At 73.8% G+C, this 17,074-nt stretch carries 14 protein-coding genes; 8 read left to right on the top strand and 6 right to left on the bottom strand.

Features of this window, described 5'->3' with window-relative positions; all coding sequences use genetic code 11:
• Positions 1-53 precede the first annotated feature (53 nt).
• Positions 54-1,652 carry a cytochrome P450 gene (locus ACIPAE_RS01680; RefSeq protein ID WP_402442212.1) on the top strand — a complete coding sequence of 533 codons (1,599 nt, stop codon included), beginning with the start codon at positions 54-56 and terminating at the stop codon, positions 1,650-1,652.
• A 240-nt stretch (positions 1,653-1,892) separates the two neighbouring features.
• On the opposite strand, the gene ACIPAE_RS01675 is transcribed toward ACIPAE_RS01680, so the two are convergent.
• The 5 genes from ACIPAE_RS01675 to ACIPAE_RS01655 form a co-directional block, all read right to left on the bottom strand.
• Positions 1,893-3,206 carry an MFS transporter gene (locus ACIPAE_RS01675; protein WP_329366883.1) on the bottom strand — a complete coding sequence of 438 codons (1,314 nt, stop codon included), beginning with the start codon at positions 3,204-3,206 and terminating at the stop codon, positions 1,893-1,895.
• Positions 3,203-3,847: a GntR family transcriptional regulator gene (locus ACIPAE_RS01670; protein ID WP_328466763.1), complete on the bottom strand. Its 645-nt coding sequence runs from the start codon at positions 3,845-3,847 to the stop codon at positions 3,203-3,205. The genes ACIPAE_RS01675 and ACIPAE_RS01670 overlap by 4 nt, the downstream gene beginning before the upstream one ends.
• Before the next feature lie 114 nt (positions 3,848-3,961).
• Positions 3,962-4,987: a hypothetical protein gene (locus tag ACIPAE_RS01665; protein ID WP_329366885.1), complete on the bottom strand. Its 1,026-nt coding sequence runs from the start codon at positions 4,985-4,987 to the stop codon at positions 3,962-3,964.
• Positions 4,972-5,634, bottom strand: a complete 663-nt coding sequence (locus tag ACIPAE_RS01660) for a hypothetical protein (RefSeq protein WP_329366887.1) — start codon at positions 5,632-5,634, stop codon at positions 4,972-4,974. Before ACIPAE_RS01660 ends, ACIPAE_RS01665 begins: the two co-directional genes overlap by 16 nt.
• A gap of 159 nt (positions 5,635-5,793) precedes the next feature.
• Entirely contained in the window at positions 5,794-5,988 is a 195-nt protein-coding gene (locus ACIPAE_RS01655) for a hypothetical protein (RefSeq protein WP_329366889.1), read from the bottom strand.
• Between the two features lie 281 nt (positions 5,989-6,269).
• Here ACIPAE_RS01655 and ACIPAE_RS01650 point away from each other — a divergent pair, with 281 nt between their 5' ends.
• The 3 genes from ACIPAE_RS01650 to ACIPAE_RS01640 all read left to right on the top strand — a co-directional run bounded on the left by ACIPAE_RS01650 (position 6,270) and on the right by ACIPAE_RS01640 (position 8,563).
• Positions 6,270-6,638: a hypothetical protein gene (locus ACIPAE_RS01650; protein ID WP_402442208.1), complete on the top strand. Its 369-nt coding sequence runs from the start codon at positions 6,270-6,272 to the stop codon at positions 6,636-6,638.
• Positions 6,639-6,740: 102 nt separating this feature from the next.
• Positions 6,741-7,205 (top strand): GtrA family protein, encoded by a 465-nt coding sequence (locus ACIPAE_RS01645; RefSeq protein ID WP_366413252.1) that lies wholly within the window; start codon positions 6,741-6,743, stop codon positions 7,203-7,205.
• 197 nt (positions 7,206-7,402) lie between these two features.
• Entirely contained in the window at positions 7,403-8,563 is a 1,161-nt protein-coding gene (locus ACIPAE_RS01640) for a site-2 protease family protein (RefSeq protein ID WP_402442206.1), read from the top strand.
• Positions 8,564-8,636: 73 nt separating this feature from the next.
• On the opposite strand, the gene ACIPAE_RS01635 is transcribed toward ACIPAE_RS01640, so the two are convergent.
• Positions 8,637-10,268: a N,N-dimethylformamidase beta subunit family domain-containing protein gene (locus ACIPAE_RS01635; protein ID WP_402442204.1), complete on the bottom strand. Its 1,632-nt coding sequence runs from the start codon at positions 10,266-10,268 to the stop codon at positions 8,637-8,639.
• 326 nt (positions 10,269-10,594) lie between these two features.
• On the opposite strand from ACIPAE_RS01635, the gene murJ reads away from it, so the two are divergent.
• The 4 genes from murJ to ACIPAE_RS01615 all read left to right on the top strand — a co-directional run bounded on the left by murJ (position 10,595) and on the right by ACIPAE_RS01615 (position 16,841).
• Positions 10,595-12,739 (top strand): murein biosynthesis integral membrane protein MurJ, encoded by a 2,145-nt coding sequence (gene murJ / locus ACIPAE_RS01630; RefSeq protein WP_402442202.1) that lies wholly within the window; start codon positions 10,595-10,597, stop codon positions 12,737-12,739.
• A 75-nt stretch (positions 12,740-12,814) separates the two neighbouring features.
• Positions 12,815-13,237 carry a hypothetical protein gene (locus ACIPAE_RS01625; RefSeq protein ID WP_402442200.1) on the top strand — a complete coding sequence of 141 codons (423 nt, stop codon included), beginning with the start codon at positions 12,815-12,817 and terminating at the stop codon, positions 13,235-13,237.
• Positions 13,234-15,822, top strand: a complete 2,589-nt coding sequence (locus ACIPAE_RS01620) for a DUF4132 domain-containing protein (protein WP_402442198.1) — start codon at positions 13,234-13,236, stop codon at positions 15,820-15,822. Before ACIPAE_RS01625 ends, ACIPAE_RS01620 begins: the two co-directional genes overlap by 4 nt.
• Positions 15,823-15,920: 98 nt before the next feature.
• Positions 15,921-16,841, top strand: coding sequence for an RNA polymerase sigma factor SigF (locus ACIPAE_RS01615; RefSeq protein WP_329364684.1), 921 nt, complete (start codon positions 15,921-15,923; stop codon positions 16,839-16,841).
• Positions 16,842-17,074: the final 233 nt, after the last annotated feature.

The raw sequence follows: 17,074 nt of genomic DNA, 5'->3' as shown, positions 1-17,074 counted from the left end.
GCGGGGCGCGTCGCGGTGGGCACCCGCGTGAACGCAGGAGAGAGAACGGGCACATGACATCGTCACAGGAGCGGGAACCGGAGGCGCGGCGCGACCGGGCGGACGAGGTGGTGCCGCCGCGCGGGCTCGCACCGGAGCGGCGGGTGCCCCAAGTGGGTGCTGCGGCACGGCAGAAGCTCGCGGAGATACCCGGGCCGCAGCCGGTGCCGCCGTGGGGCCCGGCCGCGGCGCAGGGGCAGGGGCACGTGCAGGGGCAGGGGCCCGGGCCGGGTCCGGAAGGGGCCGCGGAACCGGAGCGGGCCCTGCGGCCCGGGCCGGAACAGGGGCACCCGCCGCAGGCCCGGGAGCAGGCGCAGGCACAGGCGCACCACCAGGTCGCCCACGTGCCGCAGCCGGCCGGGCCCGCGTTCGACCACGCCGACCCGGGGGCGTACTACCGGGCGCTGCGGGAGGCGTACGGGCCGGTCGCACCCGTGCTGCTGGACGGCGGGATGCCCGCGTGGCTCGTCCTGGGCTACCACGAGGTGCATGTCGTGGCCGGGAACCCGGAGTTGTTCGGGCGGGACCCGCGCCGCTGGCACGCGTGGGACCGCGTCCCCGCCGGCTGGCCGCTGCTGCCGCACGTGGCGCACACCCCGTCGGTCCGGTTCACCGAGGGGGAGGAGCACGTACGGCGCGCGGGCGCGGTCGCCGACGTGCTCGGCGGGGTCGACCCGTTCGAGCTGCGGCAGCGCGCCGAGCGGGCCGCGGACGCCGCGGTGGACGCGTTCGCGGGGGCCGGGCGGGCGGAGTTGGTGGCGCAGTACGCCGAGCAGGTGCCGTTGCACGTCATGGCCGGGCTGTTCGGGTTGCAGCCGGCCGAAACAGCGGCGCTGGAACGGGACTTGGCCGGCCAGTACGGCTACGGCACCGCCGCGCCCGGGCCGGCCGCGGAGCCCTCGCACCCGGTCCACCCGGTCCACCCGGCCCACCTGGCAGCGCCGGCCGGGCCCGCCGCGTCCGCCGCGCGGCTGCGGGCCACGCTGGAAGCGGTGCTCGCGCGGGCCCGGCGGGCCCCCGCGCCCGGGGCCGACATCCCGTCCCGGCTGCTCGCGCATCCGGCGGGCCTTACCGACGAGGAGGTCGTGCAGGACCTGCTCACGATCATGGCGGCCGGGCGACGGCCCACCGCGGACTGGATCGGCAACACGCTGCGGCTGCTGCTCACCGACGAGCGGTTCGCGCTCACCCTGTCCGGAGGGCGGCGCAGCATCTCCCAGGCGCTCGCGGAGGTGTTGTGGACCGATCCGCCCGTGCAGAACGTCATCGGGCGGTGGGCCACCCGCGACACCCAGCTCGGCGGGCGGTACATCCGGCGCGGCGACTGCCTCGTGCTCGGGCTGGCCGCGGCCAACGCGGACCCCCAGGTCCGCCCGGCACTTCCCGGGGCCGCCGTCGGCAACCACGCGCATCTGTCGTTCAGCCACGGCGCCCATCGCTGTCCCGCGCCCGCGCCCCAGCTCGCGGAGGTCGTCGCGACCACGGCGCTGGAGATCCTCCTCGACCGCATCCCCGATCTCGTCCCCACCCTCCCCCCGGACCAGCTCCCCTGGCGCCCCTCCCTCTGGCAACGCGGCCCCGCGGCCCTCCCGGTGACGTTCACTCCCTTGTGAGCCCCTGAACCCCCGGTTGCCCACGGCCCGTCGGGGCGCCCCTCGGCCAAGCACCGTTGTGGTGCCGGTTCGTTTCCCGACCGCGGGCCGGTGGCCTGCTGAGCGCGCAGTTCCCCGCGCCCCCGGGCAGGTGACCCTCTTTCCGCGGAAGGAGCCGCACGTTCTCAGCGGCGCGTGGTCCGGGAGCCGACAGCACCACGCGGCCCGGGCGGACCCGCGGCCGCACCTCCCCGCCAGGCCCTAGTCGCGGATCGCTGCGGCGTGGCCGCGGTGGACGCTTTCCACCCGGCTCACCGCGATCCGCTCCCGTTCGAGCTGAGCCGTCCGCCGCCGCAGCCGCAGGATCTGCACGGTCCCGAGCAGTTGGAGGACGAACACGCTGCTCCAGGCCACCTGATAGTCGTCGCCGGTGGCGTCGAGCAGCAAGCCGATCGCGAGAAGGGTCACCATGGACGCGGTGAACCCCCCGATGTTGACGATCCCGGACGCCGTACCGAAGCGCTCCGGCGGGTTCGCCGGCCGGGCGAAGTCGAACCCGATCATGGAGCCCGGGCCGCAGGCCCCGAGCACGACGCACAACACCACGAGCAGCCAGAGCGGATCGTGCCCGCCGGGCCACCCGAGAACCGCCGCCCAGGCGACCGCGGTCGCCGCGATGACGCCGAGCGTCAACGGCATCCGAGCCCCGTGATGCCGCCCGATCAACTGCCCGAAGACCATCCCGAACACCATGTTCGCGAGGACCACCAGCGTGAGCAGCCCACCCGCGCCGCCTCGCGACATCCCCTGGTCCTCGACGAGGAACGGCATCCCCCACAGCAGCAGGAACACCATCCCGGAGAACTGCGTGGTGAAGTGCGTCCACATGCCCAGCCGGGTACCGGGTTCCCGCCAGGCATCGGCGATCTGCCGCCGTACGTAGGCGAGTCCGGCGTGCTCGGCGGGAGCGGGGACGTACCCGTCGGGGTGGTCCTTGAGGAAGAGGGCGACCAGGACGAGGACGAAGGCACCGCCGATCGCGGTGCCGAGGAACGTGGGGGTCCAGCCGGCGGAGTGCAGTACCCGCGAAAGCGCCACCGTGGACACGAGGTTGCCCGCGACCCCGAAGAGCGCCGCACCCTGGGCGATCATCGGCCCGCGCCGCGCGGGGAACCAGCGCGAGCCGAGCCGCAGCACGCTCACGAAGGTCATCGCGTCGCCGCAGCCGAGTACCGCGCGGGCGGCGAGCGCCATCCCGTAGGAGTGCGACAGCGCGAACGCGCCCTGACCGACGGTGAAGAGGACCGCGCCGAGCATCAGCACCCGCTTCGTGCCGAGCGAGTCCACCATCAGGCCGACGGGTATCTGCATGCCCGCGTAGACCAGCACCTGGAGGATGGAGAACGACGACAGCGCGGAGGCGCCGATGTGGAAACGGGCGGCGGCGTCGATCCCGGCGACGCCGAGGCTGGTGCGGTGCACGACGGCGACGAGGTAGACCAGGGTGCCCACACCCCAGACGAGCGCGGCCCGGCGGCCGCCCGGTGGGTCCCCCGGCAGTGGCTTCCCGGTCACGACTCGCCCCGGGCCAGCGTGTTGACCCAGGACACGTGCCGGTCCACGACCTCCGCCGCGGTCCGCTCGTCGCCGTTCCGCAACGCCTGGAGGATCTCCGTGTGTTCGGCGATGTTCTTCGCCACCCGGCTCGGCTCGGCGTGCATCGTCGCCACCCCCATCCGCAACTGCCGGTCCCGCAACTGGTCGTAGAGGTGCGCGAGGATACGGTTGCCCGCCGCGCGGACGATCTCCGCGTGGAAGCTGCGGTCCGCGGCGGCGAAGGCGGACAGGTCGCCGGCGGCGGCGTGCTCGCACTGCTCGGCGAGCGACTCCTCCAACCGCTCGATCAGCCGCGCCGGCACCGCGTGCACCACTTTCGCGACCGCGTGCTGCTCCACCAGCAGCCGGGTCTCCACCACGTCCGCGATCTCCTGCGCGGAGACCGGCAGCACCAGGGCGCCCTTCTTCGGATACAGCTTGAGCAGCCCCTCCGCCTCCAGCTTCAGCAGCGCCTCCCGCACCGGCGTCCGCGACACCCCCACCGCCTCGGCGAGGTCCCCCTCGGTCAGCAGCGTCCCGCCCTCGTACGACCGGTCCAGCACCCCGCTCTTCACATGCAGGTAGACCCGCTCGGCGGCGGGCGGCGACTTCGTATCCATAATGCGCACATCATAGATACAACACACAACCAGACGATACCCCCGGGCGGCACGGCACCCCGTTCACGCCGCGGCCGCGGACCCGTTCGGTCCGCGGCCGACGACGAACCGGGCTCAACGGTTGACGGTCTGGATCTCCTCGACGGTGACGGGCTGGTCGGAGTCGGACCGCCCGTCGGGCAGCGGGGTCCCGCCGGGCCGCACCTCCGCGGTCGGGGTCCACGACACCCGCCACGTCATGGCCGCGGTGAACGTGTACGTCCCCGCGCTCGCCTTCGTGTACGTGATGTTGCAGGCCGCGCCGGACGAGTCCAGCGAGGCACCCTCCCCGGACTGACCGAGCCGGTAGTCACAGCTCTCCGGGCTCGCGTACTGCGTCCCCGCCTCGACATGCAGGCTGTACGGCCGCGCCACCACCGTCGCCGCGACCGTGTCGCCGTTCGGCTCGGTGAGCTGCGCCGTGACGGACACCTGCGCGTCGGCCTCCTTGAAGTCCACGTACGTGGGCAGGTTCACCTTCTGGTTCCCCGGCTTCGGGCTGAGCTCGACGCCCTTCGTGGGCAGCTTCAACTGTCCGTACGCGGCCTGGGCGAGCACCTGCGGGGAAATGGCGCCCTCCGGCGGGTCCGCCGGCGGCTCCCATATCCACCCGGTGCTGTACGGGCAGGTGGCCCCGGGCTCGTTCAGGGCGTTGTCGTCCCAGGTGAGGACCCACCAACTGCCCTTGTCGCCCTTGTGGTACTTGATGTCGTTCATGTCCGACTGGACCTGGTTGTAGTAGTCGGAGACCGTCCCCGCGCCTTCCTGACCGGCCTCGTCGTACCGCCGGTCGATCTCCGCGTGGAACTGGTCCGGCGTGAAGCTCGTGTACCAGCACACCGGCGGCGAGAAGTTCGCGTCGGACGATGTGACGGGGGCCGCCCCGTCCCCGTCCGAGGTCCCGCGATGCGTGTACTTCACGTGCACCTGGTAGGAGCTGCCGCCGCCGCTGGCCCCGCTGTCACTGCTGCTGGACGAACCCGAATCGCCGTAGCCCTTGCCGGTATTGGCCCAAGCTCCGTCGGCGGCAGCCAGCGCGGAGACGCAGGTGAGGATGACGACAACGCCGCGCGACAGGCGACGTATCAGGCGATCTGACACTGCTTTGCCCCGTTCTGCCACGTGTGATCGTATGCCTGCCATTCCCCCGTCGAACTCTTGGTCATGGTCAGGGTCCACAGGTTGAAGTCCGCCAAGGACGGTGTGGTCACGTTGACCTTGCCCGTCTTGGCGTCCTTGCCGTATGCCTTCCGCTGGTCCTCGCAGTACTGGACCGACAGGTTTCCGGTCACGAGCTTCTTGACCACCGGCTTGTAGTAGTCGAAGGTCCCGGTGACGACACTGCCGCCCTTGCCTTGCGAGATGAGCGAATCGGCGAACTCGGCACCGTGCTCGCCGGTCCAGAACCGCTTGAAGAACGCCGGTTCCTTCGTGTACGTCTTCGCCGTGAACGCGACCACCGCCGTCGCCGCGTACGTGGCGTCCTTCAGCGCGGCCTTCTTGGTCGGGTCACTGCTGTCGAACCCGTCGAAGTTGACCTTGATGTCCGACGGCAGGTCGAAACTCGGCGCGCCCGGCCCCGCCGCCTGCGTCGGGGACGCGGTCGTCGCCGACGCCGTGGCGCTCGCGGTCGGGGAGTCCGACGCGTCGATCTTGTCCGAACCGTTCGAACCGCCGCCGCACGCGGCCAGCAGGAGCACGGCCGCGGCCGCGGTGACCGCGGCGACGGGCAGAGAAGAGCGGGTCACGATGGCATCCCCCGTGAAGTACCTGTACGTAAAGAGAATTGGCACCCCGACGCTACCGGCGCCGCGCACGGGACCGGAAGCGTTCCCCCCGGACTGTGACCCGCCCGGCACACGGGCCCCACGGATCATGCACCGCCGGCACCGCGGGAGAAGGCGGCCCTAGGGATGGATGGTGCCGACCAGGGAGGCGGTCGAGGTGAGGGTGGACTGGATGGTGGGGGCCAGGCTGGAGGACGCGAGGCAGAAGCCCAGCAGGACGCAGGTGATGGCGTGGCTGGGCTTGAGGGACCGGTTGTGCATCTGCATCCCGGCGAGGACGAGGAGCAGCAGGACGACGGAGACAGAGACGACCATACGGTCGATGGCAGCACAAAACGGACGGGAAGTGCGGGAGACACGCACAGCGGCGGGGGGGGGGGGGGGGGGGCCGCCCGCCCCCCCGGGGGGGGGGGGGGGGGGGGGGGGGGGCGGCGGGGGGGGGGGGGGGGGGGGGGGGGGGGGGGGGGGGGGGGGGGGGGGGGGGGCCCCCCCCCCCCCCCCCCGCCCCCCCCCCCCCGCGCCGCCCCCCCCCCCCCCGCGGCCGCCCGCCCGCCCCCCCGGCGGGGGGGGGGGGGGGGGGGCCCCCCCCCGGCCGGGTGCCGAACGCCACCGCGTGGGGAGCGGTGGCCTGCGGTGTCACCTCTCTCCTGGTCAGCCCGATCACCTGGACCCACCACTGGGTGTGGAACGTGCCCATGACGGTCCTGCTCGTCCACGAGGCGCTGCGCCGGCGCGATCCGCGCTGGGCCCTGGGCGCGGCGGCGTGCGTGCTGGTCTTCTGCTGCGACGCGGTGTGGTCCCTCCCGCACGGCGCCGGCCGGCCCGAACTCCACGAGAACGCCGGCCAGATACTGGTCGCCGCGAGCTACCCGCTGGCCGGGCTCGCCTTCCTCGCCACGGCCGCCGCCGTCACCGTACGGCCCCGCGCGACCGCCCCGGCGGAGACCAGCACCGTGTACCCCTGACGGCCGGCCCGCCTGCGGGACCGTCCCCCCTTGTCCTGGCGGCCGGGGGCGGCCCCGGCGGGCCCCACCACCGGCCGGCGGGCCGCACGACGGAAGGACCCCATGAGCGTCGCGTCGCAGAGCAGGATGGCCGGCCTGGCGCGGGAGGCCGCCAGGTTCGGCGCGGTGGGCGTCAGCGGCATCTTCGTCAACCTGGGCGTGTACAACCTGCTGCGCCGCTACACGTCCCTGCTCGTGGTGCAGGCCGGCGTGATCGCCACCGTGGCCGCCGTCGCCTTCAACTACGTCGGCTTCCGCTACTTCACCTACCGCGACTGCGACCGGCGCCGCCGGCTGCGGCGGATCACGCTCTTCCTCGCCTTCAGCGCGGTCGGCGTCGTGATCGAGAACGGCGTCTTCTACGGCGCGACCCGGGGGCTCGGCTGGAGCAGCCCGCTGCGCAGCAGCGCCGGGAAGTTCGCGGGGATCGCGCTGGCCACCGCGTTCCGCTTCTGGGCCTACCGGACCTGGGTCTTCACGGCGCTGCCCGCCGCCCAGGACCCCGTCCGGCCGGCCGGCGAGGAGTGAGCGCCGGCGGACCTCCGCCCTCCGCGCGCACGCACCCGACACGCACCCGACACGCACGCGCGGAACCGTCACGGACCCGTCTGCCGGAACCGGTCGCGCCCGGCCGTCCGGCCGCGCCCTCACCGGAGCAAACTGGAAGGGGAAGGTGTCCCGCCGGATGGCGGGCCCGCCTGCCGGGAACGGGCGTGGGAGGTGCGATGAACGGATCGCTACCGCTGGGCCGGATCGCCGGTGTGCCCCTGCGGGTCCACTGGAGCGCCCCCCTGCTGATCGTCGTCCTGAGTTTCGGGCTGGCCGGCGGGGTGCTCCCCGCCTGGGCCCCCGGCCACTCCGGGGCGGCCTACGACGCGTGGGCGGTGGTCGGCGCGCTGCTGCTGATGGTGAGCCTGGTCGCGCACGAGGCGGCGCACGCCCTCGTCGCCCGCCGCTCCAAGGTCGAGGTGGAGGACGTGACGGTCTTCGCGCTCGGCGGGGTGACCAGGATGGGGTCGGCCACCACCGCGCGCAGCTCGGGTTGGATCGCCGCGGTCGGCCCGCTCACCAGCCTGTTCCTGGGCGGCCTCGGCCTGGGCGCGGCGGTGCTGGCCGGCGACGTCCTGCACTGGACGCTCTTCGCCGCGCTGCTGGCCTGGACCGGCTGGGCCAACGTCCTGCTCGCCGCCTTCAACCTGATCCCGGCCGCGCCCCTGGACGGCGGCCGGGTGCTTCAGGCCGTGATCTGGCGGATGCGCGGGGACCGCGAGAAGGCGGCCCGGATCGCCGCGCGCTGCGGGCAGGTGGCCGGTGTGCTGATGATCGCCGGCGGCTGGCTGGAGTTCCTCGCGGGCGGCGCGGCCGGACTGTGGCTCGCCCTGGTCGGGCTGTTCGTGCTGATGGCCGCGTTCTCGGAGGTGCGCCGGTCGGTGCTGTTCGAGGCCGTACGCGGGGTGCGGGCCGCCGACGCGATGCGACCGGTGGCCACCGGCCAGGACTGGCAGACCGTGGACCGGTTCCTCACCGAGACGATGCCGCGGGCCACCGACCAGGCCGTGGTGCCCGTGACGGACCTCGACGGCCGGCCCAGCGGGGTGGTCACGGTGCCCTCGCTGCGCGCGGTCCCCCTCGCGCAGCGGGCCCAGGTCCGGGTACGCGACATCGCCGCGCCCCTGGAGAGCTGCACGCTGGCCGCACCCGACGACCAGGTCACCGACATCCTCGACCACGCCGTGAAGACCGCGGGCCGCCCGATCCTGGTGATGGCGGACCGGCACGTCGTCGGGATGATCACCACCGAGGACATCATCGGCTTCACCCAGCGCCGGCCGCCGCACCCGCCGGCGTGGCCGCCCACAGCGCACAGCGCCGGGCACGGCCGCTGACGGGTGCGCGCGTCCAACGGTGGGCCCACGTCCAGCAGCCCGCGCGCGTCCAACGGTGGCCGCGCACCCGGCGTCAGGCGCGCCCTCCGCCGTAGAGGGAGGCCACGTTCTCCCGCGGGGCGGGCTGGTGCCGGACGGCGGGTCCCTCGGCGAACCCGGTCAGCACGTTCTCGGTGACCTTGGTGACGAACCCCCGGGTGCGGGCGTCCATCTTGTGGTCCCGCCCGTCCAGGCCGGTGCCCGCCATCAGCCCCTCCACCCAGCGCATAGTGCCGGTGGAGAAGACACCGGCGCCGCTGGGCACCGTGTAGTACGCGGAGTCGGAGTGGCTGTGCTTGCCGTGGCACACCAGCGGCGAGTGGGCGACGACCTCGATCGACCTGGGCATGGGAGAGCCCGGGGTGACCCGGTCGTACTCGACGCCGACCAGGTGGGCGAAGCTCTCGCCCCGGCGCACCCCGGTGCCGCGGAAGGCCCAGTGGTCGGGGTTCTCCACGACGTAGGGCGCGTCGGTCGGGAAGCCCTCGTACAGGACGCCGGTCAGCGAGGACTCCGGGTCGGCCCCCGGGCCGCTGCGGAAGTCGGTGGTCGCCATGTGCGGGTGGTCGGCGAGGTACGGGTCGGCGTAGAAGTCGGTCTTGTAGCAGACCACCGGGGGCGGCGCGGTGGCCGTGGTGGCGGCCAGCCGGACCCGGCGGAAGCAGGTGTTGGCGCCCAGGAAGGCCAGGTTGGTGCCGGCGTCGCGGGCCGCCGTGACATGCTGCCGCTGCTCCGGGGTCCAGTACTCGTCGTGGCCGAGCGCCACCGCGGTGGTCGCGCCCTTCAGCACGCTCGGGTCGCGGTGGACGTCCATCCCCGTGGTGTACGCCAGCGGGATGCCCGACCGCTCGGCCAGCACCACCGCGGCCCGCTCGTAGACCAGGAACTTCTCCGCGCCGCTCTTGGCGTAGGGCCGCTCGAAGGACACCTCGTACGCCCGGCGCGCGTACGAGCCGTCCGCGCCGTAGTAGAGGCAGTTGCCGCCCCAGTCGTTGTACGCCTGCCAGGTCGCCGGGGCGTGCATGAGGAGGGTGCGGCCGTGGGCGCTGGTCGAGCGGACCACCAGGGGGACGTACCGCTGGTGGCCGCTGTCGGCCTCCAGCCGCAGCAGGTAGGCGCCCGCCGGCCAGCCGTCGGCCGCGATCTCCAGGCTGCGGTCCCAGCCCGCGTGGATCATCCGCGTGTCCAGGGCGGTGCTGTACGGGCCCTGCCGCCGGCCGGCCACCGTGTGCGAGGCCCACACCAGGGCCGCCTGCTTGCCGTCGTACCAGCCGACCCGGAAGGCGGAGACCCGGAACGCCCGCGCCGTGGTCGACACGTGCAGCCCGAAGGTCTCCCCCGGCAGCACGCTGACCCGGTCGGCGTAGCCCTCGATCGCGTGCGGCGGGCCGATCGGGCCGAGCCGCCAGTCGTCGGTGCCCTTCGGCGCCGCGTGCCCGGTGAGGCGGTACGCGCCCGGGTCCGGCGCGGGCGGCGTGGGGCGCGCCCGGTGCGGGCTCCCGCCGCATCCGGCGCTCGCGACGACGACCAGCCCGGACGCCGCGACCCGCAGCACCCGCCGTCGCCCCGGCCCGCCCGGGCCCCCCGGATCTGCCGGATCTGCCGGATCTGCCGGACCGGTGCCGTCGGCGCCACCCCTGGCCGCGTGCTCCTCACCGCTGCGCATGACGCCGCCCTCTCCACCCGTCTCCACCGCTCGCCCCCTCGATCCTGCGCCGGACCCCGCCCGCGGGCCAGCCGAACACGACCGAACGGCGGCACCGGGCACGGCTGTTCGGCCACCAGCCCCCGTCGGACGTCGCCGAGGCCGAACACGGTCGTCGTCGGCGCGGAGCCCGCGCGCGGTCGTGCGGTCGGGTGGCGTACGTTCCGCCCCCGCCGCCTGACGCCACTCGGGGAGATGCCGCGCCGCCGCGGATGAGAAGGTATGCGGTACGGGCGGCGGACCGGGGGCGCCGGTCCCGTCCTGGTGCAGCGGAAGCGGAGAGACCTATGAGCACGCCGGACGGCGGCAACGGTCGGCGTGACGGATACGAAGGTCCGTACGGGGAGGACGGGTACCCGCGGGACGGCGGGTACCCGCAGCAGTACCCGGGCCAGTACGGCGGGTACGACCAGCAGGGACCGTACGACCAGCAGGCGCCGTACGGCCAGCAGGCACCGTACGACCAGCAGGGCGGGTACGAACCGCAAGCGCCGTACAGCCAGCAGGCGCCGTACGGCCAGTACGGCGGGTACGAACAGCAAGCCCCCTACGCGCAGCAGCAGTACGGGCCGTACGGCTACACCTCCGTGCCGCAGCAGAGCGCGCCGGACCCGGACCCGTACCGGCACCTCTACCGGGACGACGACGCCGACTACTCCCTCTACTACGCGCCGAACGTCTACGGCGGGGCCAGCGGGGACGTGGCGGCGGAGGCGACCGGGACGTTCCCGGTGATCGACGTGGACCGGGCGCCGCCGCGGGAGGCGGGGCGCGAACCGGCCGCGGAGGGCAAGGCCAAGTCCAAGGGCTCGGTGCTCGGTTCGAGTGCCGTGATGGCGCTGGGCACCATGGTGTCGCGGGGCACCGGCTTCGTCCGCAACATGATGATCGCCGCGGCGATCGGCCAGGGCGTGATGGGCGACTCGTACCAGGTCGCCTACACGCTGCCCACGATGGTGTACTTCCTGGTCGGCGGCGGCGCGCTGAACGCGGTGTTCGTCCCGCAGCTGATCCGCAGCATGAAGAACGACGCGGACGGCGGCGAGGCGTACGCCAACCGGCTGCTGACGCTGGTGATCACCGCGCTCGGCGCCGTGGTGCTGGTGATGGTGGCGGCCGCGCCGCTGCTGGTGCGGATGCTCTCCCCCTCGCTGATGTCCACCCCGGCCAGCGCGCACGTCACCGTGGACATGGCGAGGTACTGCCTGCCGACGATCTTCTTCATGGGCGTGCACGTGGTGGCCGGCCAGATCCTCAACGCCCGCGAGCGGTTCGGGGCGATGATGTGGACCCCGGTGCTCAACAACATCGTGGTGATCTTCACCTTCGGGATGTACATCTGGGTGTTCGGCAGCTTCGGCCACTCGGCGGTCAGCCCGAACACCATCTCCCCGCAGGGCGTACGGCTGCTGGGTGTCGGCACCCTGCTCGGCCTGGTGGTGCAGGCGCTGTCGATGCTCCCCTACCTGCGCAAGTCCGGGCTGCACTTCCGGCCGCGCTTCGACTGGCGCGGCCACGGTCTGGGGCACGCCGCCAAACTCGCCCGCTGGACCTTCCTGTTCGTGCTGGCCAACCAGGCCGGGCTGATCGTGGTCACCCAACTCGCCACCGCCGCCGAGAAGTCCGCGGCGGCGCACGGCTTCGCCAGCGGCACCGGCCTGGCCGCGTACACCAGCGCCCAGACCATCTGGCAGCTGCCGCAGGCGGTCATCACGGTCTCGGTGATGAGCGCGGTGCTGCCCCGAATATCCCGGGCCGCCTCCGACGGCGACGCGGCCGCGGTTCGCGCCGACATCTCGCACGGCCTGCGCACCTCCGCGGTGGCGATCGTGCCGGCCGCCTTCCTCTTCCTCTCCCTCGGCCCGTGGATCGGCGCGCTGATCTACGGCACCGGCGCCAACGGCGGCCGCTCGGTGGGCTACATGCTCGCCGCGTTCGCCCTCGGCCTGATCCCGTACTCGGCGCAGTACGTCATGCTGCGCGGCTTCTACGCGTACGAGGACACCCGGACGCCCTTCTTCAACACGGTGTGGATCGCCCTGGTCAACGCGGCTGTCGCCGGGCTGTCGTTCCTGCTGCTGCCGCCGCAACGGGCCGTGATCGGCATGGCGTTCGGCTACGGCGTCGCGTACTTCGTCGGCCTGATGGTCGCGCTGCCCCGGCTGCGGCGCCGGATCGGCACCCTCGACGGGCCGCGCATCCGCCGCACCTACGGCCGCCTGATCGTGGCCAGCGTCATCCCCTCGATCCTGAGCTTCCTGCTCGCCCGGACCACCGAGCACGTCCTGGGCGGCGGCCTGCTCGGCGCGGCCGGCGCCCTGCTGATCGGCCTCGTGGTCCAGATCGGCCTCTTCCTCGCGATCGCCAAGCGGATGCGGATCGAGGAGCTGAACGCGCTGCTGGGCATGGTGCGCGGCCGGTTGGGCCGCTGACCGGGCCGGAAGGCGTTGTCAGAGGGTCGCCCTAGGGTCGTGGTGGAGTGATCGTGAGGGAGGGGGCGGGCGGCGATGGTGCTGCTGGAGGTGCGCAGTCGCGCGGTGGGGGTGCCGGACGGGCCGACGGTGCCGGCGGTGTGGCTGGAAGTGGCCGCGGACGAGGCCGTGCTGACGCTGCGGGAGATCGTGGGCCGCGCGGTCGAGGCGCAGCTCGCGGCGGCGGACGCGGCGGACCGCGAAGGGGCCGCTCCGGGCTCCAAGAGGCCGCGCGCGGCGCGGAGTTCGGTGGGCGCCCAGTTCCGGTCCGGCCCTGACCGCACCGAGCCGGTGGGCGGCGCCGCGGCCGAGACGGAGCGGGCGATGGCGGCGATCGACCGCGGCCTGGTCGCCGTGTTCGCGGGCGGCCGCCGGCTGGAGTCCCCGGACGAGCCGGTGGCGGTCCGGCCGGGCGACCGGATCACCTTCCTCCGCGTCACCGCGCTGGTCGGCGGATGAGCGCCGTCCCGGCCACGGACGAAGTGGCGCACCGGCTCGGCGAGTTGCTCGCCCGGGCAGCCGGCCCGTTGCGGCAGCTCGCCGACGAAGTGCCGTTCGACGTCCCGGTGGAGCTGCACACGTTCCTGCAGGAGACGTTCGGCCCCGGGTCCTACGGCCTGCACGAGTGCTGGGACGCGGCGGCCCGCGCGGTCCTGGAGCGCCCCGTCACGCCGGAGCGCACCGCCCTGCTGCGTTCCCTGCTGCTCGGCAACGGCTCCGGCTTCCGCGGGTGGGAGCTGATCCGGCTCGTGCAGGGCTTGTACGACGCGGGGGCACTGGACGACGACGTCCTGCACCCGCTGCTGCGGGTGCGCCATCGGTCCTGGGAGCTGTGCCCGGTCGATCCGGCGCGCCGGGAGCAGCCGCACTTCCACGACCGGCCCGCGCTGTGGGACGAGGTCTCCGCGGGCTGCCGCGACAGGATCGCGGACTCCCTGGACCGCTTCGTCGACCTGCTCTGCGCGGCGCCCACCGCGGAGAGCGTCAGGCAACTCCCGCCCTGGCGCCCGCGCGGCACGCGGTTCTTCCTGCGGGCGCTGGAGCTGTGGCGGGCCGAGACCACCGCGCCGGGCGGGGACCGCGCCCGCGGCACCGCCGCCGTGTACCTGGCGCGGGCCCGCCTCACCGAGGCCGAACAGGTCTCGCTGCTCGACGAGTTGGGCACGCGTCCCCGCGCCGAGCGCGAGGCGGCCGTGGCCCTCGCGGCGTCCGCGCGGGAACAGCCCCTGGACCTGCTGGAGTTGCTCGACGCCGCCGACGCGCGACCGCTGGCCCGCCTGATCCGTGCCGGCGTCGCGCCCGTCGACCCGGAGTCCGACGCGATCGACCTGGGCGCGCTGCGCCGCGTGGAACTGCCGGCCGAGCGGATGGCCGAACTGCTCCCGCTGCTGTGCGCCACCGCGACGACGGTCACGGCCGACCTCGCCGGCCTCGGCGCCGGGTCGGTCGGCGCGGCGGACGACCTGCCGGAGTTCCTGCTCGCCCGGTACGGCCTCAACGAGCCGCGGGTCCGCGAACGGCTGCGCCGGCACGCGTACTCGGCGATCGCGTGTCTGGGCCTGCTGCCGCTCACCGCCGGCGAGACCGTGCTCGACCGCTATCTGGAGCTGCGCGGCTGCGCGAAGGCGGCCACCCGGTTCGGCGCCGAGCGCCGCGCCAACCACCTGCGGGCGGTGCACGCCGGGCTGTGGCACCTCGCTCAGGTCACCGGGTACCCGTCGGCCGACCGCCTGGAGTGGGACATGGAGGCCCGGCTGGCCACGGACACCCCGCAGCGCTGGAGCATCGGGGCGTACACCCTCTCCGTCGACCTGGCCGACCCCGCTGTGCCCCTGCGGGTCGAACGCGCCGGCAAGCGGCTCGCGTCCGTACCGAAGCAGGTCCGGCAGGACCCTTCCTACGGTGAGATCCGCGCCGTGCAGGAGCGGTTGCGCGAGCAGGCCCGCAGGGTGCGCACCGGGCTGATCGAGCCCCTGGTGGCCGGGGGCGACCTGCTGGACGCGGCCGGCTTCGACCGCCTGCTGGCCCTGCCCGCCGCGCGGGCCATGCTGTCCGCGCTGGTGCTGCGCACCGCCGACGGCGTGTTCGGCCTGCTGGACCTCTCCGGCGCCGCCCCCGCGCTGGTCGGCCTCGACGGCGTACCGGTGCCGATCGGAGCCGGCGGCGGCGCCGGGGTCGGGGTCGGGATTGGCGCGGCCCACCCGCTGGACCTCGCCGCCCGGGACCTGCTCGGCGGGTGGCAGCGGGAGGTCGTGCGGCGGCGGATACGGCAGCCGGTCAAGCAGGTCTTCCGGGAGTGGTACCGCCTCACCGCGGCCGAGCGGGAGGACGGCACGTGGTCACTGCGGTTCGCCGGGCGGGACGTGGCCGGCGCGGTCGCCGGGCGGCTGCTCACCGCCCGGGGCTGGCGGGCGTCGGTGCGCGAGGACCAGCCGTTCGCGACGCGGCGCCTGGGCGGCTGCCACGCCGTGCTGCGCTTCGACGAGTTGGGCCACTTCCTGGGTGAGGGCTCGGCCAGGACCGGGCCGACCGGGTTCGTCGAGACGGTCGACGGCCCCGGCCACAGCCTGGTGCTCGGCGCGGCGGTGCCGCTGGCGCGGGTGCCGGCGCTCGACCTGTCCGAGGCGCTGCGCGACGTGGACCTGGTGGTCTCGGTCGCCGCGCGGCAACTGCCGTCCGAGGAGTCGCCGTCCGATTCGGCGGCGGCGGTCCGCGGCGCGCTGCTCGCCGCCCTCGTGGCCGACCTCGGCCTGGACCGGGTCACCCTCGACGGCCGGTACGCCCGGGTGCGCGGCACCCGCGCCGACTACCGCGTGCACCTCGGCAGCGGCAGCGTCCACGTGGACCCGGGCGGCCACCTGTGCATCGTCCCGGCCGGGTTGACCCGCACACCGCACCGCGACCTCTTCCTCCCCTTCGCCGACGACGACGAGCAGACCTCGGTGATCCTCAGCAAGGTCCTCCTCCTCGCCGACGACGAACACATAGCAGATCAGGACATATTGGGGCAGATCGCCTACGTATCGGCGCCGGTCGACCGCTGAAAAGATGCCGCGTGGAAACTGTTCTGAAGAAGTGGGAGTGTGGGGGGAGGTCGGGGGTAAGAGGCCGAAGAGCAGTTCCGACGACTGAGGATGATGACATGACGGTGGCCACGCAGACCGCAGAAGCATCCGTCCAGCCTGCTGCGACGGGTTCCGCTACCTCTCCTGGTGCCCCCGTGTCGGGCGCGCACGCAGGGTCGGTCGGTGAACTGCCCTGGATCGAGGAAGCCGGCAAGGTCGCCCCCAAGGACGCGCGGGCGCTGTCGAAGCTCTTCTTCGACCGGCTGCAGACCCTTGAGGAGGGCACCCGCGAGTACAGCTACGCGCGGAACACCCTCATCGAGATGAACATGTCGCTGGTGCACTTCAGCGCCCGCCGGTTCCGCAGCCGCGGCCCGGAGGAGATGGAGGACATCCTCCAGGTCGGCACGATCGGCCTGATCAAGGCGATCGACCGGTTCGACCTGAGCCGCGAGGTGGAGTTCACCACCTTCGCCGTGCCGTACATCGTGGGCGAGATGAAGCGGTTCTTCCGCGACACCAGCTGGGCCGTGCACGTGCCGCGCCGGCTCCAGGAGCTGCGGGTGGAGCTGGCCAAGGCCCGCGACCACCTCACCGCGGTGCTGGACGCCAAGCCGTCCGTCGCCGAGCTGGCCGCCTACCTGGAGATCGGCGAGGAGGACGTCATCGAGGGCCTGGTGGCGTCGAACGGCTACACCGCCGGCTCGCTCGACCTGCCCGCCGGCGACGAGGAGGGCGGCTCCGACAACAGCCGGCCGTACGCCGAGTCGATCGGCGCCTGCGACCCGGCGATGGAGCTGGTCGAGGACTTCCACGCCCTCGCCCCGCTGCTGGGCCGGCTCGACGACCGCGAGCGGAGCATCCTGCGGATGCGCTTCGCCGACGAGATGACGCAGGCCGAGATCGGCGCCGAGCTGGGCTGCTCGCAGATGCACGTCTCCCGGCTGCTGTCGCGCACCCTCACCAAGCTGCGCAACGGGATGCTCACCGAGCGGTGAGCCGCCCCACGCGGCAACCCCGCGCCACCGGGTGAGCCACCTCACACACCTCGACCGGGTGCCGATCCACCCCCGGCCCACCCGCGGCACACCGATCCGCGGCACTCGCTGAGCGCCGCTCCGACTCCGAGCCCCGCATGGTCACGATGCGGGGCTCAGTCGTGTGCCCGTCGCCCGGCATGCCCCCATCTGCGCCAAGCCCGCCACCCGTTCCGCGCGTCCCGGTCCGCGTC

The sequence above is a fragment of the Streptomyces sp. NPDC087270 genome, assembly GCF_044744625.1.
Taxonomy (GTDB): domain Bacteria; phylum Actinomycetota; class Actinomycetes; order Streptomycetales; family Streptomycetaceae; genus Actinacidiphila.
Note: the sequence above shows the minus strand (reverse complement) of the source record. Positions and strands in the feature narration are given on the sequence as shown.